General features: G+C 37.3%; 17 protein-coding genes. 16 read left to right on the top strand and 1 reads right to left on the bottom strand.

Features of this window, described 5'->3' with window-relative positions:
* Positions 1-773: 773 nt before the first annotated feature.
* From FN817_RS17660 to FN817_RS17605, 12 genes are all read left to right on the top strand, one after another.
* A complete protein-coding gene (locus FN817_RS17660; protein ID WP_142719086.1) occupies positions 774-2,096 on the top strand; it encodes a sigma-54-dependent transcriptional regulator in 1,323 nt (440 codons plus the stop codon).
* A 353-nt stretch (positions 2,097-2,449) separates the two neighbouring features.
* The gene (locus tag FN817_RS23620) at positions 2,450-2,527 is read left to right on the top strand and encodes a potassium-transporting ATPase subunit F (RefSeq protein WP_077415921.1); all 78 of its coding nucleotides are present in this window, start codon (positions 2,450-2,452) and stop codon (positions 2,525-2,527) included.
* 6 nt (positions 2,528-2,533) lie between these two features.
* Positions 2,534-4,228, top strand: a complete 1,695-nt coding sequence (gene kdpA / locus FN817_RS17650; RefSeq protein WP_142719085.1) for a potassium-transporting ATPase subunit KdpA — start codon at positions 2,534-2,536, stop codon at positions 4,226-4,228.
* 177 nt (positions 4,229-4,405) lie between these two features.
* Positions 4,406-6,445, top strand: coding sequence for a potassium-transporting ATPase subunit KdpB (gene kdpB, locus FN817_RS17645; RefSeq protein WP_142719084.1), 2,040 nt, complete (start codon positions 4,406-4,408; stop codon positions 6,443-6,445).
* 10 nt (positions 6,446-6,455) lie between these two features.
* Positions 6,456-7,013 carry a potassium-transporting ATPase subunit KdpC gene (gene kdpC, locus FN817_RS17640; protein ID WP_142719083.1) on the top strand — a complete coding sequence of 186 codons (558 nt, stop codon included), beginning with the start codon at positions 6,456-6,458 and terminating at the stop codon, positions 7,011-7,013.
* Between the two features lie 70 nt (positions 7,014-7,083).
* Positions 7,084-8,169, top strand: coding sequence for a porin (locus tag FN817_RS17635; protein WP_142719082.1), 1,086 nt, complete (start codon positions 7,084-7,086; stop codon positions 8,167-8,169).
* Positions 8,170-8,226: 57 nt separating this feature from the next.
* Positions 8,227-9,336 (top strand): sensor protein KdpD, encoded by a 1,110-nt coding sequence (locus FN817_RS17630; RefSeq protein WP_142719081.1) that lies wholly within the window; start codon positions 8,227-8,229, stop codon positions 9,334-9,336.
* Between the two features lie 5 nt (positions 9,337-9,341).
* Complete coding sequence (locus FN817_RS17625; protein ID WP_142719080.1) at positions 9,342-11,057, top strand: ATP-binding protein; 1,716 nt, start codon at positions 9,342-9,344, stop codon at positions 11,055-11,057.
* A 76-nt stretch (positions 11,058-11,133) separates the two neighbouring features.
* Positions 11,134-11,598, top strand: a complete 465-nt coding sequence (locus FN817_RS17620; RefSeq protein ID WP_142719079.1) for a hypothetical protein — start codon at positions 11,134-11,136, stop codon at positions 11,596-11,598.
* Between the two features lie 68 nt (positions 11,599-11,666).
* Positions 11,667-12,119 (top strand): hypothetical protein, encoded by a 453-nt coding sequence (locus tag FN817_RS17615; protein ID WP_142719078.1) that lies wholly within the window; start codon positions 11,667-11,669, stop codon positions 12,117-12,119.
* Positions 12,120-12,229: 110 nt separating this feature from the next.
* Positions 12,230-12,466 (top strand): hypothetical protein, encoded by a 237-nt coding sequence (locus FN817_RS17610; RefSeq protein WP_142719077.1) that lies wholly within the window; start codon positions 12,230-12,232, stop codon positions 12,464-12,466.
* Positions 12,448-12,735: a type II toxin-antitoxin system RelE/ParE family toxin gene (locus FN817_RS17605; RefSeq protein ID WP_142719076.1), complete on the top strand. Its 288-nt coding sequence runs from the start codon at positions 12,448-12,450 to the stop codon at positions 12,733-12,735. Before FN817_RS17610 ends, FN817_RS17605 begins: the two co-directional genes overlap by 19 nt.
* A gap of 85 nt (positions 12,736-12,820) precedes the next feature.
* On the opposite strand, the gene ligA is transcribed toward FN817_RS17605, so the two are convergent.
* The gene (gene ligA / locus FN817_RS17600) at positions 12,821-14,827 is read right to left on the bottom strand and encodes an NAD-dependent DNA ligase LigA (RefSeq protein ID WP_142719075.1); all 2,007 of its coding nucleotides are present in this window, start codon (positions 14,825-14,827) and stop codon (positions 12,821-12,823) included.
* A gap of 324 nt (positions 14,828-15,151) precedes the next feature.
* Here ligA and FN817_RS17595 point away from each other — a divergent pair, with 324 nt between their 5' ends.
* The 4 genes from FN817_RS17595 (at position 15,152) to FN817_RS17580 (ending at position 24,049) form a co-directional block, all read left to right on the top strand.
* Complete coding sequence (locus FN817_RS17595) at positions 15,152-18,235, top strand: TonB-dependent receptor (RefSeq protein ID WP_142719074.1); 3,084 nt, start codon at positions 15,152-15,154, stop codon at positions 18,233-18,235.
* A 154-nt stretch (positions 18,236-18,389) separates the two neighbouring features.
* A complete protein-coding gene (locus FN817_RS17590; RefSeq protein WP_142719073.1) occupies positions 18,390-19,136 on the top strand; it encodes a glycerophosphodiester phosphodiesterase family protein in 747 nt (248 codons plus the stop codon).
* A gap of 489 nt (positions 19,137-19,625) precedes the next feature.
* On the top strand, positions 19,626-22,589 hold the full coding sequence (locus tag FN817_RS17585) for a SusC/RagA family TonB-linked outer membrane protein (protein WP_142719072.1): 2,964 nt from the start codon (positions 19,626-19,628) through the stop codon (positions 22,587-22,589).
* 11 nt (positions 22,590-22,600) lie between these two features.
* Positions 22,601-24,049: a SusD/RagB family nutrient-binding outer membrane lipoprotein gene (locus FN817_RS17580; RefSeq protein WP_142719071.1), complete on the top strand. Its 1,449-nt coding sequence runs from the start codon at positions 22,601-22,603 to the stop codon at positions 24,047-24,049.
* Positions 24,050-24,092 lie beyond the last annotated feature (43 nt).

The following is a 24,092-nucleotide window of genomic DNA, read 5'->3' as shown; positions in this document are numbered from 1 at the left end:
AACACAGAAGTTAAGCCCACCAGCGCCGATGGTACTGCGAAAGCGGGAGAGTAGGCCGCCGCCAGTTTTTATTTTATTTTTAAAAATCCTTTATCTTATGATAAAGGATTTTTTTTTGCTGTATACCCAACCAGCACAATCCTAAAAGATAAGTAATCAGCAATGAGCAATGATTGATTGGTAATGAACAACCAGTAATGATTCATCGTTCTATTGTCATCAGTATCAGAGATTATACATCATTGATCCCTCATCATTTATTATTTATCACTTGTCACTTATCATTGATAACACATCCTTGTCACTCCGAAGGAGTCTAAACAATACGGGATTGTATTGTATCATTTTCCTCAACGAATGTCTTACCAAATAATAAATTTTGGCTAAAGCCGGACAAAGACAATATTTGAGTAAACGGCTTCCTTCGACTACGCTCAGGATGACGGCCCGCTCCTATTGAATAGGATAAAACTATTATTTATAATCTGAACCTCAGTAAAACGTAACGCGAATCCCGAATCCCGCAACTCATCATTCATAATTAATCGTTCGTCATTCGTCTCATCCCTAGCCCCGATAGCAATGGTTACCCCGCAGCTTGCGTGGGAGAGCTGTGGGTTTGAGTGTAGGAAAGCGCTGGCGTGAGGAGTATGAATGGATAGCGGGAGAATGCTCCCGAAATTTCAGAGTCGTTCATAAAACTATTCTCTATAATCCCTATTTTCCTCAAATAAATTCAATAAGTTTGTATCAGTTTTCCAAAAATAATTATAATGTCAGGAAACATTCTGATCATCGATGATGAGATCAAACTCCTTAAGTTATTAGGAATGATCCTCTCCCAAGAAAATTTTAATGTAAAAGAAGCTTCTACGGCACGTTCAGCGATGACAATGCTGGAGCAATATGATTTTGATGTTGTTTTAAGCGATGTCCGTTTGCCTGATGCTTTTGGAGTAGAATTGATAAAGTCTATTAAAAGCAAATATCCTCAGCTGGAAATTATTCTGATGACGGCCTTCGGTAATATTACTGATGCAGTGCAGGCTATGAAGAATGGAGCGTATGATTACCTGGTGAAAGGTGATGACAATGAAAAAATTATCCCATTGGTATATAAAGCTCTTGAAAAGGTAAAGGATAACAAATCCAGAATGGGACAACAAGTTGTCACCAAAGGGTTTGACCAGATCATAGGGAAATCACCTTTAATTTTACAAGCCAAGAAATTGGCTGAAAAAGTAGCTTTAACGGATGCTGCTGTTTTGCTTACGGGAGAAACAGGAACGGGTAAAGAAGTCTTTGCCAGTGCGATTCATGAAGGTAGTGACAGAAAGAAAAACAGCTTTGTGGCGATCAACTGCTCGGCATTCAGTAAAGAGATTCTGGAAAGCGAGCTTTTCGGGCATAAACAAGGGGCTTTTACAGGAGCTGTTAAAGATAAGAAGGGATTGATTGAAGAAGCTAACGGAGGTACTTTGTTTCTGGATGAAATTGGCGAGATGCCGATAGAACTTCAGGCCAAGCTTCTCAGGGTTTTGGAAACCAGAGAATTTATCAAAATGGGTGAGACGAAAGTTTCAAAATCTGATTTCAGATTAATCGCAGCTACAAACAGAGATCTGGAAGATGAAATAAAGCAGGGAAACTTCAGAGAAGACCTCTATTTCAGACTGAATGTATTTGAAATCAGTCTTCCACCTCTGCGCAATAGAAAGGAAGATTTGAAAGTACTTGCGAAGAACTTTATTGACCTTTTTTCTCATAAACTTCATTTGTCATCTGTTCAGGTAAGCCCGGATTATTATAAAGCACTGGAGAAAAACGACTGGAAGGGAAATATTCGTGAACTGAGAAATGCCGTGGAACGAAGCTTAATTTTGATGGATAATAATATCCTGGATGCCGACAGCCTTCCTCATTATTCTGAAAAAGCCGTTCCGGAAAGTGATTCGCTGAGTATCAGTTCGCTGGAAAAAATACATATTCAGAAAGTATTACAATATACAAAAGGAAATAAAGCGGAAGCAGCCAGATTACTTGAGATTGGCATTGCCACGCTATACCGTAAACTGGAAGAATACGGATTAAAATAAATTGATTATCATTTTAATAAAGAGCCTATCATTTTGATAGGCTTTTCTGTTTTTATATGGTTTGATGATATGATTTAATTTATTGTTATTCAGTGTTTTAAATGGTTGTTTTTCAAAATGGACTTTCTTTTGGCATATAGTCTCTGAATAAAATATTTAAAAATGACAATTTCAAGAAAAACGTTTAAAAAACGGGAGCATTCTACTTTTAGTCTGCTGATTGTATCGTACGTATTACTGACTCTTTTAACCCTAATGATTAAGATATGATGCTTATAAGTTTAATCCTGCTTTTTGCAGTATTGTTTTGGCTTTTATATAAATCAGTTGAATTTTTTGATAGAATATAAATTATGTGGAGTTTATTTTTCCTCTCAATACTTGCCTTTGTGTATATCTGTTATGTTTTAATTAAACCTGAAAAATTTTAATTGGTCATGAATACAGAAATTTTAGGCATTATAGCAATGTTTGCTGTCACATTAGTTATCGGAATATTTTTAGGTAAATACATAGCTAATGTTTATGGATACAAAAAAACTTTTCTTGATCCGGTTTTTGAACCCATTGAAAAGTTCATTTATAAAATATCGGGGATTAATCCTGCCCGTCAGATGAATTGGAAACAGAATATGTATGCCATGCTGGCGATCAATCTGATCTGGTTCATCATTGGTTTTCTGCTTTTACTGAACCAGGCCTGGCTTCCTTTAAATCCTGATGGAAACCCGAATATGTCACCTGATCTGGCTTTTAATACGACCATTTCGTTTTTGGTAAACTGTAATCTACAGCACTATTCGGGAGAAACAGGAGTAAGCTACCTGAGCCAGCTTTATCTGATGTTTTTGCAGTTTGTAACGGCAGCGACAGGGATGGCGGCAATGGCGGTTCTTTTTAAAGCTTTTAAAGAAAAAACTAGCACAGAATTAGGCAATTTCTACGATTTTTTCACAAAATCAATAATAAGAATCCTGGTTCCGATCAGTGTAATTGTTGCTTTAATTCTTTCTATCAACGGAAGTCCGATGACTTTTGAAGGAAAAGACCATATCATCACATTGGAAGGTCAGAAGGCTGATGTTTCCAGAGGTCCTGTCTCTGCATTTGTTGCGATCAAGCACTTAGGAACTAATGGTGGAGGATTTTTTGGAGCGAACTCAGCACATCCGCTTGAAAATCCCAATTATATGACCAATATTACAGAAATGGTCACTCAGATGATCATTCCATTTGCATTGGTATTTGCACTGGGTTTTTATCTGAATAAAAGAAAACTGTCATGGGTGATCTTTACCGTAATGACAGTCGGTTTTCTTGCGCTTACGATTCCGAATGTTGTGAATGAAACGGCTGGAAATCCTCTGATTACACAAATGGGAACAGATAACAGTCTTGGAGCTATGGAAGGGAAAGAAATCCGTTTCGGAAGTGCTGCATCAGGTTATTGGAGTATTGCCACTACCGTAATTTCTACAGGATCTGTGAATGCTATGCATGACAGTACAATGCCGCTTTCGGGAATGAATGAACTGCTTGCCATGATGATCAACTGCTTCTACGGAGGTTGTGGAGTCGGAATCCTGAACTATTTCATCTTTATCATTCTGGCGGTGTTTATCAGTGGTCTGATGGTAGGACGAACTCCGGAATTTATGGGTAAAAAGATTGAAGCGAAGGAAATGAAGATTGCTATGATTGTCGCTTTATTCCACCCTTTCTTAATTCTTGCAGGAACAGCTTTAACGGCTTATTTACCGGAATTCGGAGCAAAGACATTGAATAATCCAGGTTTCCATGGTTTCAGTGAAATGCTGTACGAGTTTACTTCTTCTGCAGCCAATAACGGATCCGGATTTGAAGGATTGGGAGATAATACACCATGGTGGAATATCTCAACAGGAATTGTCCTGTTACTGTCAAGATTTATCCCGATTATAGGCCCTGTTGCTATTGCAGGATTACTGGCTCAGAAAAAATATATCCCGGAAAGTTCCGGAACACTGAAAACGGATACGGCTACTTTCGGCTTTATGACCCTGGCGGTGATTTTACTGATTGCAGCATTGTCATTCTTCCCTGCATTGACATTAGGCCCTATTGCAGAGCAGATTCAGTATTTCTCAAAATAAAAATGTGAACATTAAAAATTAAAATCAATATTCAACCATTAAGGAAGCCGAAAAGTTAGGAAGCTAGTCTTACAACTTACTGAAACGTTCACTTAATATTATCCATATCTATCCTCATGATCTGGCGAACCTTAATGGTTACTATTGATTTACAATGATATAAATTCTTTCAAAAAAATGAAAAATCAGTCACAAACATTGTTTCAAAGAGATTTGGTCAACGAAGCGATAAAACAGTCCTTCGTAAAGCTGAATCCGAAAATTATGTTTAAAAATCCAGTAATGTTCCTGGTGGAAATCGGAACCATTGTCATGTTTATAGTAAGCATGTTCAGCCTGACTGGTGATAAAACCCAGGGAAGTTTTTCCTATAACTTTTTAGTATTTATTATTTTATTTTTCACGGTTTTGTTTGCCAATTTTGCAGAAGCTATAGCAGAAGCAAGAGGAAAAGCACAGGCTGATACTCTCAGAAAAACAAGGGAAGAAACTCCGGCTAAATTGGTCATTGATAATAAACCAGGTTTTCAGGTAGAAACAGTATTGAAAATGTCTGCTGAAATGACTTTAGGTGATATTTTCCTTTGCGAAGCCGGAGATCAGATACCAATGGATGGTGAGATTATTGAAGGTCTTGCAACCATTGATGAATCAGCAATTACCGGAGAAAGCGCACCTGTAATCCGTGAATCCGGAGGTGATAAAAGTTCTGTAACAGGAGGAACAAAAGTTCTTTCAGACAGAATTAAAGTGAAAGTAACCACAAAACCGGGAGAATCCTTCCTAGATAAAATGATTGCCCTTGTAGAAGGGGCTTCAAGACAGAAAACACCTAACGAAATCGCATTAACTATACTTCTGGCAGGATTTACTCTTACGTTTATTATTGTTACCCTCACTTTAAAACCTTTTGCAGACTATGCGCAGACTCCGATTACCATAGCGGCATTTATATCTCTTTTCGTTTGTCTTATTCCGACAACCATCGGTGGTCTGCTTTCTGCAATCGGGATTGCGGGGATGGACAGGGCATTGAGAGCGAATGTAATTACAAAAAGTGGTAAAGCCGTAGAAACAGCGGGAGATATTGATGTTCTGTTGCTTGATAAAACCGGAACAATCACTATCGGAAACCGTAAGGCAACTCAGTTTCATCCTGCGAACGGAATCCAACTTGAAGAATTCATTAAAGCTTCTGCATTAAGTTCTGTAGCTGATGAAACACCGGAAGGAAAATCAATCATTGAATTAAGCGCTTTGAAATCCGAAGATTTATTAGTTGCTAATCCTGTTTATATCGATTTTACAGCAGAAACAAGAACTTCAGGGATCGATTTTGACGAAACAAGAATCCGTAAAGGAGCTTATGATACGATAAAAAAACTGACTGAAAGAGCCGGGAATATCTTCCCACAGGAAACCCAGGATGCGGTAACCAAAATTTCTGAAAACGGAGGAACTCCTCTGGTAGTTTCTGTAAATGAAAAGGTGTGGGGTGTTATTGAACTTCAGGATATCATCAAAACCGGAATTCAGGAACGGTTTCAAAGACTGAGAAAAATGGGAGTGAAAACGGTAATGGTAACCGGAGATAACCCGCTGACTGCCAAATTTATCGCAGAAAAAGCTGGAGTAGACGATTTTATTGCTGAAGCTAAACCTGAAGATAAGATGAATTACATCAAAAAGGAACAGCAGGAAGGTAAGCTGGTCGCAATGATGGGTGACGGTACCAATGATGCTCCGGCATTGGCTCAGGCAGATGTAGGTGTAGCCATGAACAGTGGAACACAGGCTGCAAAAGAAGCCGGGAACATGGTAGATCTTGATAATGATCCTACAAAGCTGATCGAAATCGTGGAAATCGGAAAACAGCTGCTGATGACAAGAGGTACTTTGACAACTTTCAGTATTGCGAATGACGTGGCGAAGTATTTTGCCATTATTCCGGCGCTCTTTATCACTTTTATTCCTTCCCTTCAGAAGCTGAATATTATGAACCTTCACAGCCCTGAAACAGCCATATTATCAGCGGTTATTTTCAATGCAGTGATCATTCCGTTCCTGATTCCGCTGGCGTTAAAAGGAGTGGCTTACAAACCGATAGGTGCAAGTGCATTATTGAGAAGAAACCTTTTGATTTATGGTTTAGGCGGGGTAATTGTTCCATTTATCGGAATCAAAATCATTGATCTGGTAATCAGTTTATTCTATTAAAATTTAAAAAATGAAAAATCATATTGTTTCAGCATTCAGATTAACTCTTGTAATGCTGGTGGTGACAGGAATTTATCTGGGTGTTGTATATGGAGGTTCCAAAATACTTCCTAACAAAGGAAACGGAGAAATTGTCTATGATAAAGGACAGAAGTTTTATGCCAATATCGGACAGGAATTCAAATCTGAAAAATATTTCCACGGTCGTCCTTCTTCCGTTAATTATAATGCGGTAGGAAGTGGTGGGAGCAACAAAGGTCCCAGCAATGAAGAATATCTGGAAACAGTTCAGAAAAGAATTGATACTTTAAAAATGAAAAATCCTGAAATGGGAAATGCGAAAGTCCCTGTAGAACTTGTTACGGCAAGTGGGAGCGGTCTGGATCCGGATATTTCTGAAGAAGGAGCTTTGTACCAGGCAAAAAGAGTAGCAAAAGTGAGAAACCTTTCAGAAGAGCAGATCAAAAGCTTAATTAATACTCAAACTGAAAAGCCGTTACTAGGACTTTTCGGGCCATCAAAAGTAAATGTCCTGAAGCTTAATATTGCTTTGGATCAATTAAAATAATACATTTAATAATCAATAATCATGTCAAGGTTTTAAACTTTGACATGATGAATACACCTTTAAAACTAAAGTGAAAAAATATCTAGCTATATGTGCACTATCAGGGTTGTTTTTAACCAAAGCACAATCATCAGATTCATTGAAAAGAGGAAATAAAGTTACGTTTTCCGCTTATGCAGAACTCTTTTACACCTACGATTTTAATGAGCCTGGAAATCATGTGCGTCAAAATTTTCTCTACTCATATAACAGACACAATGAAATGAATCTTAATCTGGGTTTAGTTAAAGCCAATTATCAGAGTGAAAATATCCGGGCTAATGTTGCTTTAATGGCAGGAACTTATGCCCAGGATAATATGGCAGCTGAACAAAATGCACTGCGCTATGTAAATGAAGCCAATATCGGAATCAAAATTTCTAAAAATAAAAACCTCTGGATTGATGCAGGGATTATGCCGTCTCATATCGGCTGGGAAAGTGCTATAGGAAAGGATAATATCAATCTGACCAGAAGTTTAGCGGCTGAAAATTCTCCGTATTTTGAAACCGGAGCCAAAATTTCTTACACCTCAGATAACGGAAAATGGTTTTTAAGCGGATTGGTCTTGAACGGATGGCAGCGTATTGCAAAACCGGAAGGAAACCAGAGTATTTCTTTCGGACATCAGTTGACGTATAAACCGAATGATAAAATTACCCTGAACAGCAGTTCATTCATAGGAAATGATAAAGCAAAAGAAGACAAAAGAATGCGGTACTTCCATGATTTGTATGGAAGTTTTCAATTGACAGATCAGTTTTCTGCGGTATTGGGATTTGATATAGGTGCAGAGCAAAAATCAAAAGGAAGTGAGCAGTATAATATCTGGTACAGTCCCAATGTATTAATGAAATATCAATTAGATAACAAATGGGCATTGGCAGGGAGATTGGAATATTACAATGATAAAAACGGTGTAATTATCAGTACAGAAACTCCCAATGGATTTCAGACTTTCGGATATTCTCTCAATGTAGATTATGCGATCTTTAAAAATGTGATTTTCCGTACAGAAGCAAGAGGTTTTACTGCCAAAGATGCCATTTTTGCTAAAAATGATGAATTTAGAAAAGGGAATTTCTTCATTACAACAAGTCTTGCAGCCTGGTTTTAAGAATCAGCTTAACCACAGTTGAACGTGTTTAAAGTAAAATTAAAAAGAATAAAATCAATGTCATCAGCAAAAGATTTTTTAGAACTGATCCAGAAATCCCGTAAAGGAAAATTCAAAATTTATATCGGGATGAGTGCAGGCGTAGGAAAGAGCTTCCGTATGCTTCAGGAAGCGCATTCTCTTTTGCGAAATGGCATTGATGTAAAGATTGGCTATATTGAAACCCACGGCAGAGAAGAAACGGTAGCCCTTGTAGAAGGTCTCCCTGAAATTGAAAGAAAATCTGTCTTTTATAAAGGAAAGAATCTTGAAGAAATGGATCTGCAGGCCATTATCAATGAACATCCTGAAGTTGTTTTGGTCGATGAGTTAGCCCATACCAATGTAGAAGGTTCCAAAAATAAAAAAAGATGGCAGGACGTACTGGAAATCCTTGATAACGGCATCAATGTTATCAGTGCGATGAATATTCAGCACATTGAAAGCCTGAATGAAGAAGTAAAGAAAATCACGGGAGTAGAAGTGGCAGAAAGGGTTCCTGATAAAATACTGGCGCTTGCGGATGAAGTGGTTAATATTGACCTTACCGCTGATGAACTTCTTACTCGACTGAAAGAAGGGAAAATCTATAAAAAAGAAAAAATTCAGACGGCACTCAGTAATTTCTTCCAAAGCGGGCATATTCTACAGCTTCGTGAGCTGGCTTTAAAAGAAGTGGCCACCCATGTAGAAAGAAAGGTAGAAACAGAGATCAAAACTGAAAATTTTAAACCCATAAAATTCCTGGCCTGCATCAGCAGCAACGAGAAAATTGCCAAAACGATTATCAGGAAAACAGCAAGGTTAGCCAGCTATTATAACAGTCCATGGACTGTTTTGTACATTCAGAAACCTTCAGAAAATCCGGAAAAAATAGCGTTGGATAAACAGCGGTATTTGATTAATAATTTTAATTTAGCACAGGAATTAGGTGCCAAAGTAGTCCGTATCAAAGAAAACAGTGTTCATAACGGGATTCTTGAGTATGTGATTGCCCACAATATCACAACGGTCTGCATTGGAAAACCTCATGCCAGTTTCTGGCAGCGGCTGTTGGGGTACAGCTGGATCTATACCCTCATGAACAGGCTGAATGAAAGACAGATAGATATTATTATTTTATCTTAAAAGTAATGAAACTTAAAACGAAACTTACCTTAGGCGTTGGCCTTTTATTTCTGCTGATTGTTCTGCTTTCAGTGATAGGTTCTGTATACATCAATAAATTAAAATCCGATACTGAAAAGATCCTTACGGCCAATTACAACAGCCTGGAGTTTTCTAAAAATATGCTTCTGGCGCTGGATAATATCAGTACAGACAGTACCGTTGCGATAGCAGATTTTCGAAAAAATAATAAGCTGCAGGAAAAAAACCTTACAGAATTTGGAGAAAGAGAAGCCACTCAAAACCTCAATATGCATTTCAGCAGCTATCTGAAAGCACCTGATATCCATAAAGAAAAACTAATCCGTGAGGATCTGGCCAAGATCATGTCTTTAAATATGAAAGGTATAGAAAGGAAAAGTGACATCGCCATCATTACAGCAGAAAATGCTACTTTTTGGATTGTAAGTTTGGGAACTGTATGTTTTCTGATTGCTTTTATTCTGCTTTTCAATTTACCACAAACCATTGCAGAACCCATCAATCAGCTTACTTTCAGTATCAAACAGATTGCTGATAAAAATTATAATGAGAGGGTTCATTTTAAAGGAAGTGAAGAGTTCAGTAGTCTGGCAGAATCCTTCAACACCATGGCAGAGAAACTTCAGGAGTACGAAAGCAGTACACTTTCCAAACAATTGATGGATAAAAAACGTATCGAAACATTGGTCAATAACATGCACGATGCAGTGATTGGGCTGGATGAAAACCATTTTATCTACATGATCAATGATGAAGCCTTGAAGATCACCAACCTCCATAAAGAAGATATTATTGGAAAAACGGCTCATGAAGTAGCAATCAACAACGATCTGATACGTGAACTGCTGAAAAATGTAGACCACCCGGTAAAAGATCCGATTAAGATTGTCCGGGATAACAAGGAAAATTATTTTGAACAGGATATTATCCCCATCAATATTGTAAAAACAGGTGAAAAGGAGAAAAAATACATCGGAAAGGTAATTTTATTGAGAAATATAACCCCTTTTAAAGAGCTGGATTTTGCTAAAACCAACTTTATTGCAACCATTTCCCATGAATTGAAAACTCCAATCTCAGCAATAAAAATGGGTGTACAGCTCCTTGGAAATCAAAAATTCGGAGAACTGAACGAACAACAGCAGGAATTGCTGAAAAGCATCAATGAAGACGGACAGCGTTTACTGGATATCACAGGTGAATTGCTTAATCTTTCTCAGGTAGAATCCGGAAATATCAGATTGACTGTAGAAAAATGTTCGCCTAAAGAAATTGTACAGGCTGCTGTAAAGAATGTTGAAAAGCTTGCCGAGCAGAAAAATATCTCCATCAGTACAGAATATCTTTTAGAAGAAAGTGATGCGGTAACTGCCGATTTTGATAAAACAGTCTGGGTAATGAATAACTTCCTTACCAATGCGGTGAAACACTCTTTTCAGGATGAAAATATTAAGATCGTGGTAGAGAAACTGAATTATTTCATTCAGTTCAGTATTATTGATACCGGAAGTGGAATTGATGAAAAATACCACCGCCAGATCTTTGACCGCTATTTTCAGGTTCCCGGCGAACATCAGAATGGAACAGGTTTGGGCCTGGCTATTTCAAAAAACTTCATTGAAAAGCAACATGGAGAAATAGGAGTGAAGAGTTCCTTGAATAATGGAAGTACGTTTTACTTCAGATTGCCGGTTTCTTAAGGATTATTGTTATACCTTTGAATAGGAAAATATCTGATTTTCTTATTTAAAAATTTGTAATTCTATTCTTTTATTCATGGATCCTTTTTTCTATTTGCCATTGGCAGGTATAGCAGTTTTTATCATCTCAAGAATTTTCTTTTATGTGCAGAAAAATAAAATTATTGAAAAATATCAGCAGCCTGATGCGGTAGTTTTTAAAAATATCCATGGCACCATTGTTTCAGTAACTAAAGGAAATCTTAGCTATAGTAAAAAATTTCGATGGTGTAGTTTTGAAATTTTCATGAATCAGAATTCTATATTTTTGTTTCCTAAAGATTTTTACATTGTTTCCGGTAAGTGTATTAATTTGAGATTTGGATCAGATCGCAGAAATACAAGAAAGCCGGAAGTTCTGAGAGAATTTCATATATATGACAATTATATTGAACTGATTCTTTATCCTGACTGGATGCCCAATACAAAACGCACAATTTCTTTGGAAGGACTAAATAAAGAAGAAATTTTGCTATTTCGGAAAGCTTTGATTAAAGAATAGGAATTTAATAAGAATTTTCTCAAACAAAACTTCAACTCCTATTCTTTATATTTACGCTAAAAATAGAAATGAGAAAAACGCTAGGACTTTTATTGATTTTACTAAGTATTCAGATCTCTGCCCAGACTTTCACATTAGAACAGCTTAAAGGATTCAACAAACTTACTATGGATGAGTTTAAAAAGGAAATAAAACAGCAAAAGTTCAAGTTTTATGACAGAACAGAAGGCTTAGGTTTTCTTTTAACAGAATACGAAGCCCCAGACTATACCTCGAAAATCGGGAAGTTTGAATACAAAGAAGAAAAATCAGAAGACAGAATTGAATTTGAATTTAAAGAAAAGAAAGAATATGATCAGTACCTTAAACTGGTTTTAGCGGACGGGTATAAAGCAACAGAGAAAGGGAAAATCATTACCAAAGAACCTTATGTAGATTATTACAAGGATAAAGAACATATCAGACTGATTCTGCCAAAGACCGGAGAAAGTTCTCCATATACTATTATTGTTTTTAAGTAAATAGGACTGCACATATAATCTGAAGTAATATGATGCAAACACTGCAGATTTTATGATTTGAGTAAATAGTTTTAAATAAAATTTCTAAATTTGAACTTAAATCACACAAGATGAATACATCAGATTTAAAAATTGATTTAATTAACAGGATTACCCAATTAAAAGAAGCCAGAATTATTGAAGAAATTCAAAAGATTCTGGATTTTGAATTGGACCAGAATGAATATGTTCTTAGTACCGAGCAAAAAGAAAGAGTTGCTGAAGGAAGAGAAGAATATAAGAACAAAGCATACCTTACGGAAGATCAGGCCAACCAGGATATTGAAGAATGGTTAAAAGAAAAGTAATTTGGACTATTAAAGCCAATAAAGAGAGAAAAGATATTCTCGAATATTGGATGCTAAGAAATAAATCTAAAATTTTTAGTATTAAACTTAATAAGCTGATCTTATATAATGTAAGATTACTAGCAGATCATCCTGCCATTGGAAGAAAAACAGATATTGAAAATGTAAGGGTAAAAATAGTAAGAGATTATCTGATATTTTATGAATTTTCAGCTTCTGAATTGATTATAATTTCAATCTGGGATGGAAGGAGAGAAGATAAAAAGTGAGGAATTATTTAATTCGACTCATTTCTATAATAATAAAAGACCATTGAATTACTCAATGGTCTTTTTGTGAAAATATTTTTAAATTTTATTGCTTTTCAATCAGATCCAGAAACTGCTGTTCATCAAGAATGGTAATAGTTCCGATATCCTGAGCTTTTTTCAGCTTACTTCCGGCTTTTTCACCTACTACAAGATAGTTGAGGTTCTTGGATACAGCTGAGATATTTTTTCCACCGTGCTTTTCTACCATTTCCTCAGCAGATTCTCTGGTAAATAATGACAATTTTCCAGTGAAAAGGAAAGTTTTTCCTTCCAGAACGTTGGATAAAACTTCATTGGTGCTTTCTCCTTTTTCAAGCTGTACTCCGTAAGATTTTAAACGCTCGATCATCAATACGTTTTCAGAATTCTGGAAGAAATCAACGATGCTTATTGCAATCTTAGTCCCGATATCTTCTACCTGGCAAAGTTCTTCAACAGTAGCATTCTTTAATTCTTCAATAGTCGGGAAGTTTTTGACCAGTTTCTTGGCAACTGTTTCCCCCACATGTTTGATCCCGATTCCATATAATACCTTTTCAAAAGCAATTTCTTTAGATTTCTCAATTCCTGAGATGATGTTCTGAGCTGATTTCTCAGCCATTCTTTCCAACGGAAGAAGCTGTTCTTTCGTCAAAACATAGAAATCTGCAGGGTTTTCGATCAGTTTTTCTCTGTACAGCTGTTCAATGGTTTCACTTCCCAGGTTGTCAATATTCAATGCTTTTCTGGAAACGTAGTGAATCATTCTTCCCACTACCTGTGGTGGACAGTGAAGTTCATTCGGACAGAAATGGATGGCCTGATCTTCAACTTTTACCAACTCGGTACCACATTCAGGACAATGTTTGATATATTCAATTTCTTTACTTGCTTCTGTTCTTTTTTCGGTGTTTATCCCTACAATTTTGGGGATAATTTCACCTCCTTTTTCTACATACACGAAATCATGCTCATTAAGATCCAGTTTCTTGATAATATCTTCATTATGAAGAGAAGCTCTTTTAACGATTGTTCCGGCAAGTAAAACAGGCTTAAGATTAGCAACAGGAGTAATAGCTCCGGTTCTTCCCACCTGGTAAGAAACACTTTGAAGTTCTGTCTCTACTTTTTCTGCTTTAAATTTATAAGCCATTGCCCAACGCGGAGATTTGGCTGTATATCCAAGTTGTCTCTGTTGCTGCAGTGAATTTACTTTTAAAACGATACCATCAATTTCAAAAGGAAGGTTATGACGTTCGGTGTCCCAGAAAGTAATAAACTCCTGTACCTCAGTCATGGTTTTACATAATTTTGCCTGTTGAGACGTTTTGAAGCCCCAGCTCTGCGCTTTCTGAAGGAGTTCCCAATGGGTTTCTGCAGGAATATCTTCAGAAATAAACTGGTACAGGACAGAAGAAAGTCCACGCTTTCTTACCTCAGCACTATCCTGCATTTTCAGACTTCCGCTGGCCGTATTTCTTGGATTCATGAAGGGATCAAGGCCTTCTTCTTCACGGAGCTTATTGATTTTATCAAAGTTCTTTCTGGTCAGATAAATTTCGCCACGCATAAAAAACTGAGCAGGGAAATCACCTTTTAAAGTCAGAGGAATATCTGAAATGGTGCGTACATTTGGAGTGATTTCATCTCCCTGGAAACCGTCACCACGGGTCACAGCCTGTGAAAGTTTTCCGTTTTCATAAAGAATAGAAATGGAGGCACCGTCATACTTTAGCTCAGCAACAAATTCTACAGGATCTTCAATGGTTTTGATGATTCTCTTTTCCCAGTCTTCAAGGTCATCAAAATCGTAAGAATTGTCCAGTGAATACATTCTGAATTTATGCTGAATGGTAGGGAAAACCTTCGTAACACCACCACCTACACGTACCGTAGGTGAATTCTCGTCATAAAATTCGGGATACCTGGCTTCCAGATCCTGAAGTTCCTGCAGAAGCATGTCGAACTCAAAATCTGTGATTGTGGGAGTATCCAGTTGGTAGTAATTTTCATTATGCTGATGAAGCTCTTTGCGGAGCTGTTCTATCTTTTGTTGAATGTTTTCAGACATTGCTTTTCTATCTTTTGAGCAAAAATAACTAAAGTAATCGCATTTAAAAAATAACAGAATAAAATAGTACAGGAAAATTAAAAATGCTTAATATGCTTTAACAGATTGATTCTGTATAACATAAAACATATGTTTAAACTAATTTAACATAATGTTCTGATTTAATTAAAAAAATGTTAAAACTTTCTTAAACACCTGGCCTTTAAAGTCAAAATACCTTTGCACATCTGATTGAAAGAAACCTCAATATGATCTATTAACATGAAAATCAAAGAGGTTTCCTGGCGAAAATCAAAAAATTAATCATAAAGATCTTCGGAAGAAATGAAAAAAGTAAAGATTGTATTGGGATTATTGTTTTTAGGGCTTGGGACAATGGCGTATGCACAGACCACGCAGGCTTCTATTGTAGGGAAAGTTACCGGACCGGGAAGTACGGCTCAGGAAAAAGTGAAAGTAACGATCGTGAATGAGTCTACAGGATTCAAAACGGAAACGGAAACCAACTCAAAAGGAGAGTATATTTTTAAGGAAATACCTCTTGGAGGCCCTTATACAGTTATTGTAAACGATGATAAAAAGGAAGGTTACAATGTGAATTTCGGAGATCAGGTTACTGTAAATATGGATCTTGGAAATGAAAAGACCATTGAAGAAGTAAAAATTACCGGAAACCTTAAAAACAAGATCGGAAACCTTGGTGCTGCTACGGCAATCTCTGCAAAAAACATCAGCATGCTTCCCGTGAACGGACGAAACTTTACCAACCTTGCTGAACTTTCGCCGTTAAGCGGAAAAGGAGGAAATCTTTCCGGACAGCTGGGATCTTCCACCAACTTTACGATTGACGGGATGACTGCAAAAAATCCAACTTCTGCAGGATCTACTACCAGCCGAAGCGGCGCCCCTTTCTCAATCTCTATTGAAGCAGTACGTGAATTTAAAATCACCACCAACCAATATGATGTGACATTGGGAAGAAGTGGAGGAGGAACCGTAAGTGCTGTTACCAAATCAGGAACCAATAAATTTTCTGGAAGTGCCTGGGAATATTTAAGAACCAACTGGCTTTCCAGCCCATATGATATCAGAGGAAACAAAAGAGATAATGATTTCTCTACTTCCCAGTTCGGGTTTTCATTGGGAGGACCGATCATTAAAAATAAATTGCATTTCTTCGTAGCATGGGATCATCAGCTGGATTCAAGACCTTTGGTGATTGCGGATATCAAATCTCCGGATGATGAAAAGAGATTCAATACAACAACGCAGACTCTTAATCAGTTTGTGGATATTGCCAGAGCAAAATATGGAGTAGGAAGCGGCCCCCAGTTTGGAAGTTTTGACAAAGTAAGAAACTCGGATGCCGGATTTTTACGTTTAGACTGGCAGATCAATGAGAAAAATCTATTGACATTAAGGAATAACTTTACCTATGACCTTAATAAAAACGGTTTGGGTGATAATACCAATATCAATTTCTTTGAATCTTATGGAAATGATAAAAACCTTGACAACAGCTTATTATTAACCCTAAGATCAAACTTGCAGCCTAATTTAACCAATGAATTAAAGGCACAGTATCTTTATACTTTCCAGGACAGTTATCAGAACAATCAATTAGGAAAACCTGTTCCGAGAGCTATTGTTGAAGGAGTATCTTCCAGTGCGGGGTCTACGAATATTCAGATCGGAGGACACCGTTTTGCCCAGGAAAGCTTTAGAAATAATGTATTTCAAATTGTAGATAACCTATACTATAATACCGATAAGGTAAAGTATACTTTCGGAGCTGATTTGATGTATACAACCGCAAAATCGGTATACGGAAGTGAGGTAAACGGAAGGTTCCATTTCCAGGGAATGAGCAATTTTGATGCAATGACCCCTTACCGATTCTACAGAGAAGTTCCTTTGATGGCCGATCCGTCTGTAAGATCAAACATCTGGAACATCGGTATCTATGGGCAGTTTCAGACGAAAGTGGCCAAAGGCTTGGATTTAATGGCTGGCTTAAGATTAGATTACGGTGGTTACCCGAAAGCAGAATTCAACCAGAAGCTGTTTGATGAAATGGGAATCAGAACAGATAATCAGATCAAATCATTTGTAATCCAGCCAAGATTCCAGTTTGACTGGAATATCAATGAAGAAAACAAAGACTTCCTGAAGTTCGGAGCCGGAATTTTCTCTTCGGATATCAACAACTATATGATCATTAACAACCTTGTATTTGATGGGAAACATTTGGCTACAGTGGATGTCACGGGTAAAGATGTTCCGTTCCCGGATTTCAACAGTTATAGAAACGATTACAATTCGGTGCCTTCACTTTCTCAGAAGCAGATTCCAACCATCAACTATACGGGTAAAGACGCAAAAATTCCAATTGTTTACAAAGCGAATATCTCTTATACCCATTTCTTCAACGAAAGATTCAGAGCAGGAATCGCAGGATATATGGCTTTAGGTAGAAATAATTATTTTTACTACGACAGAAACATGGTAGCCAATCCTTTCTTTACATTGAGTAATGAAGGCGGAAGAGGTGTATTTATTCCTACAGGTGCCATTACCAATAATGCCAATAACAGTGTAAGCTTTGACTGGAAACAGGGAAGAATCAATAATAATTTCGGAAGAGTACTGGAGTTGGTGAGTGATGGTAAGGTAAACCAGTTCTCATTCGTCATCGATACAAGCTACCGTTACTGGAAAGATGGAGAAATCACTGCAAGTTATACATGGTCTGACATCAAAGACAATACTTCTTACAACGGAAACGTAGCCAACTCTGCAACATTGTCTACCATGATTCAGAGTGATCCGAGAGATTTAAGAATGACCTATTCTGACAACCAATTCAGAAATAAAGTCGTGATCTATGGAAACTCTCCTACCATTGCAGGATTTACATTAGGAATCAGATATTCGGGAATCGGAGGAACCCGTTTCTCTGCAACAACAGGAGGAAATATCAATGGAGACTTCGTAGATTCCAATGACCTTGCTTTTATCTTCCCGAACCTTACCAAATCGATTTTGGATGATCCACAGGTAGGACAGGCTCTGAAAGATTATATCAACGAATACAACGGAAAAATAGCAGAACGTAACGGAGGTAAAAACGGGTTCTACGGGGTTTGGGATGTTCGTGTAGCGAAGAAAATTAAATTTGATAAAGTAGGAGCTTTTGAACTTTCTGTAGATATCTTCAACGTAGCAAACCTTCTTAATAAAGAATGGGGTGTCAACAACTCATATGGAAATACATCTTTGTATAAAGTAACCAGATTTAATAAGGATACCATGCAGTATGAGTATGCCAAAAACGTAAGTGGAGGAGGTCTGGTTCCAATGACAGGAAATCCGTACCAGATCCAGATTGGTGCGAAGTATTCCTTCTAATAATTACCTTTTTTAATCAATGAAGACATAAAAGAATTATAAGAACTACGATTAATATCAGTTTAAAATCTTTTATGTCTTTTTGGTTTCCATATTTTAATAACTACCTTTATCAGAAAGTTTCAGGACTTTTTTAAATTATCTAAATTATATTATGAAAAATTTTATCTTAGGGTTAGCAGTTTTAAGTACAGTTATGATGAAAGCACAAACCCAGATCATTGCCCATAGAGGATATTTTCAGGCTCAGCCTCCTACAACGGAGAACTCAATTCAATCATTGGAAAATGCCCAGAAATTAAAAATATATGGGTCTGAATTTGATGTAAGAATGACAAAAGATGGTGTATTGGTGATCAACCATGATGAGCACCATGGTAATATGGAAATTTCTGACGCTACTTTCAAAGAACTGGAAGCTGTGAAATTATCCAATGGAGAAAAATTCCCGACCTTAAAAGATTATTTGAAACAGGGGAAAAAAGATAAATCTCTGAAACTGATCGTTGAGATCAAGCCAGCCAAGACTCCGGAAATTGAAAATGAGATCACGGAGAAAACGATCAAAATGATCAAGGATATGAAGCTGGAATCTCAGAGTGAGTTTATTTCTTTCAGTCTTAATATCTGTAAAGAGATCAAAAAACTGGCACCTTCATTTAAAGTACAGTACCTGAACGGAGAATTGTCCCCTGAGCAAATCAAAAAAGAAGGATTGGATGGTATGGATTATCACTACAGTGTTTTCCAGAAAAATCCTACCTGGATTGCTGAAGCAAAAACATTAGGTTTAATTACCAATTCATGGACCGTGAATGATGTTGCAGTTTACGATGAATTGAAAAAACAGGGAATCGGGTTCGTAACAACCAATATTCCTGACCAGTTGAAGAATAAATAACCGTTGGAAATTTCTCACAAAGAGTACAACCGAAGGACGAAACATTCCCCTCCTCCGGAGGGGTGGCAAAAATTCAAAGAATTTTTGACGGGGTGGTTTAAAAGACATCCCATCTCAATCAATTACAATCATAATTTACGCAGTCTGACTCTTAAAAAGGGGACAGACTGTTTCTTTTTTAGGGGAGCTGAGTCCTTATATTCATAAATAATAAAAAACAGTATAATTAAATTTGATTTATTGTATTATTAATCAAATTGTTATGTTGTTTGTGTGGTATTATCTCAAGTAAAGACAATAAAGATACATAAATAGGGATGTAAAATAGTATTAAAAATACTTAATCATTTAATGAGTTGTTAATTAATTGTTTATGCAATATTGTTAAGGGTAGATTAATATATGGTTTAATAAATTTTTAAGAAACGTTAAAACTGTGTTAAGGTCATCCTTGTAATGTCGTTCTAATTTTGCGCAAACAAAAAGTAAATGCGTAAAGAGACACAAAAACTGTTGGTTTTGTCACTGTTAGGATTTGTCAGTGTTAATCTGGCAGCTCAACAGAAAGCTAAAAAAGACACGGTTAAAGGACTTGACGAAGTAGTAGTGACTGCTTTGGGAATCAAAAGACATGACAGGGCTTTAGGGTATGTTGCAGAAAAAGTAGAAGCCAAAACATTTGAAGAAACCCAGAATAACAACTGGGCACAATCAATGGAAGGAAAAGTGGCAGGTTTAAAAATCCAGACTGCCGGAGCAGGACCACTTGGAACTTCCAGAATTACTTTGAGAGGAGAGAAATCCATTATGATGGATCATAACTATGCTCTGATTGTAGTGGATGGCGTTCCATTGGGAAATTCTACTACAGGTTCCGGTACGGCAGCGTATGGAGCAGGTTCCGGAGGGGATGTTCCGATTGACCTTGGAAACGGATTAAACAGTATCAATCCGGATGACATTGAATCTGTAACTGTATTAAAAGGTGCTTCAGCAGCTGCATTATACGGATCCCGTGCGGCCAACGGTGCCTTGATGATTACCACAAAATCCGGAAAAACAAAAAACGGGAAACTGAGGGTAACCTTCAATTCTTCTTCAAGCTTCGATTCCGTATTAAAATGGCCGGACTGGCAGTATGAATATGGGCAGGGAACCCTGGCAGTCAATCCAGCAGGAAATTTTTACTATTCTTATGGCCTTTCTCCGGATGGACCAAGTACCGGAGGCACAAGTAGTGCATTTGGACCTAAATTCGCCGGACAATATTATTTCCAATACGATCCAAATGTACTGGGACAAAGCAAAGAAAGACAGCTGTGGAGACCCTATGAAAATAACATCAAAGGTTTCTGGAGAACAGGTTCTAATTACTCAAACAGTATTTCGATAGAAAGCTCCAATGAGAAAACCAGTTTCAGGACGTCATTGACTTACCTTAATAACGAGTGGATGATGCCGAATACTGGTTTTGACAGGTTCAATTTTGCCTTATCTTTTGCCCATCAGCTTACCCAAAAATTAAAAATCTCAACAAAATTTGCATATAACACTACTACGAGTGACAACCTTCCTGCTACGGGATACAACAATCAGTCGATCTCTTATTTCATGATCTTCCAAAATCCCAATGTAGATCTTGAATGGTATAAACCGATCTGGAAACCGGGTCAGGAGCAGGTTGATCAAATCCATCCTTTCAGTTCCTTTATTGACAATCCTTATATGATTGCTTACGAAATGTTGAATGGGGTCAGAAAAAAGACCATTACAGGAAACATTACGGCAGATTATCAGTTTAATAAAAATTTCAGTTTAATGCTGAGGTCTGGTATTGAAATTCTGAATGAAAAGAGAACAACCAAAAGACCATGGAGCTCAGCAAACTATCTGAAAGGGTTCTATAGAGAACAATTTATCAAAAATCAGGAATATAACAATGACCTTTTATTCTCTTACAAAGCAGATTGGAATAAATTCAGTATTTCCGCTTCTGCAGGGGGAAGTATCCGTTATAATGAATATCTGATGACCGATTACCAGGCTATCGGGTTGAAAACAGCAGGAGAATACAGCCTTACCAATGCGCTTTCTATTCCTGTTAAATATCCTGCACCAAGAGACAAGCATGTAGACAGTGTTTACGGATTACTAACGCTGGGATATGACAATAAAATTTTTGTGGACGTTACCGGAAGAAATGACTGGAGCTCTACACTTCCAAAGCAAAACAGATCTTTCTTTTATCCTTCAGTGAGTACCAGCTTCATTCTTTCAGACATTTTTAATCTGAAAAGTAATAACCTGAACTTATGGAAACTGAGAGCTTCATGGGCGAAAGTAGGGATAGACAGTGATCCGTATCTTTTGGATAACTACTATACTGCAAGTAACATTACAGGAAGTGTAATAGCACCTACAACTTTTAATAATCCAACTCTTAAACCTGAAAAAAATACAAATATCGAAGCTGGTATGGATTTCAGTTTTTTCAAAAACAGATTGAATCTTAATCTTACTGCTTATCAGAACGTCAGCGAAAACCAGATTATCCCTGTATCATTACCTACCGAAACAGGATATTCCAAAAGGATAATCAATGCAGGGAAAATCCGAAACAGAGGTCTTGAACTTTCAGCGGATATCTTAGCTGTAAAAGGCGAAAATTTCTCATGGAAAGTAGGCGGTAACTGGTCTACCAACGAAAACAGAGTGATGACTTTGCCTGAAGGATTTGACGGAATTGTTTCCAACGTAGGAGACGTTGTGTTCTATAAAATGGAAGTCGGAGGTTCTCTTGGCGACATGTATGGATTTAAATTATTAAGAACTCCGGACGGAAAAGTAATCTACGGAGACAATGGGCTTCCGGGAAGACCTGCAGATATTGAAAAAGTAGGCAATGCATTCCCGAAATGGAGAGCTGGTCTTCAGAATGATTTCAAGATCAAAAACTTCACAATAAGTTTCTCATTTGACGGTCAGTACGGTGGTATTGCTTATTCTCAGTCTCATCATAAAATGTCTGAGCAAGGCAAGCTGAAATCTACCCTTCCCGGAAGAGATAATCCTGGCGGTATGATTGTAGGCGACGGTGTTGTTCAGAACCCTGACGGATCTTTCACTCCGAATACAAAAGGAGTACTAGTATCTTCCTATTATGGAGATTACTATAGAAGAGCCAATGTGGAAACCAACAGCTTCAGTACAGATTTTATTAAACTGAGAGATGCCAGGATTGCTTATTCTTTCCCGAAAGAAACCATAAAATCTATAGGTCTGGATGATCTTACGATTGCTATTTTCGGAAAGAACCTGTGGATGTGGACCAAGTTTCCAATGTTTGACCCTGAAGTGGCTACACTGGACAACGCAACCATCACTCCGGGAGTAGAGATGGGACAGCTTCCAACAGCAAGAACAGTTGGTTTTCAGTTAAATCTTAAATTCTAAAATCTTTAAAAATGAAAAAAATAATCATACATCTGACATTGGTCGCTTCTGTTTTCATGCTTCAGTCCTGCGACAGAACATTTGAAGAAATCAATACAGATACCAGCAAGATCAAGGATCCTTCCGTGGGCAGCCTTCTTGCTCCCATCCAATATGAAATGGGAAGTTATGGCTATAACAGAGCCGATGATTTCACTTTTGATATGATGCAGATTGCTTTAGACTTTCCCAATGAAGGAAATTCCTACAGCCGGTATTATATGGACGAAAAAAGTGGTAATGGCTACTGGAATACTTCTTACAGATGGCTTAAGCAGGTCAATGACCTGAGAAAATATGCTGCGAAAGAACAGAATAATAATTATCTGGCCATTTCAATGGTCCTGAATGCATGGATTGCCTCTAATCTTACTGATGCTTTCGGAGATGTCCCTTTATCTGAAGCGGTGAAAATTGAAGAAAATATTTTAAAGCCAAAATATGATAAGCAGAAAGATATCTACATCCAGCTGTTAAATGATCTAAAAACAGCTAATTCACTATTCAACCCAAACCAGGCATTAGCAGAAACAGATTTGTTTTATAATGCCAATACCAATAGCCAGACGGGTATTTTAGGATGGAAAAAATTCTGTAACTCTCTTTCATTGAGATTACTGACCAGGATTTTAAGCAGAAACGGTGAAATAAACGTGCATGAAAGAATCCAGGAAATTGTCAATAATCCTGCACAATATCCTATTTTCCAAAATAATACGGACAGTGCGGTGCTTCCGCTTTCAGGGATATCACCTTATTTACCGCCAATTGCCCGTCCTCAGGATTTTACGGCATACAGGGCAGCAGGCGAATTTTTTGTAAATGCCATGAAAGATAATAATGATCCAAGATTGAGTCTGTTTTTTACCAAAGCGAAAGCAACTACAGGGGAAGATCTTGGGTATAAAGGAGCGCCTTCAGGATATGCTTTGGGAACAGCTTTCAACTATCAGCCTTCCAACCTTAATCAGAATCTGGCGAAAGCACCTTTAAAGATTTTAATCATGACTTATTCTGAAGTGCAGTTTATCCTGGCAGAATTAGTCAACAAAGGAATTATCACAGGAAATCAGCAGACTTATTACGAAACCGGAGTGAAATCTATTATTGAACAATGGGGAGCAACGGTTCCGGCCAATTACTTCAGTAATGCAAACGTCGCTTACGACGGCTCTCTGCAAAAACTGATGCTTCAGAAATATATCTCCCTGTTTTTTGTAGACCATCAGCAATGGTACGAATACAGACGTACAAAATTGCCGGTACTTCCTAACAACGGAGGACTTCAGAACGGAGGGCAGATGCCTGTAAGATTCATGTATCCTACCGCTACAAAAGTGATGAATACGGATAATTATAATGCAGCGGTGCAATCCATGGGAGGAGACAATATCAATGTAAAAATGTGGTGGAATAAATAATAAATTGAATTTAAAAATTGAAAATAATTAAAGATTAAAAAAC

This window comes from Chryseobacterium rhizoplanae, from assembly GCF_900182655.1.
In the GTDB taxonomy this organism is placed as follows: Bacteria; Bacteroidota; Bacteroidia; order Flavobacteriales; family Weeksellaceae; genus Chryseobacterium; species Chryseobacterium rhizoplanae.
This window is presented reverse-complemented; position numbering and strand designations above follow the sequence as displayed.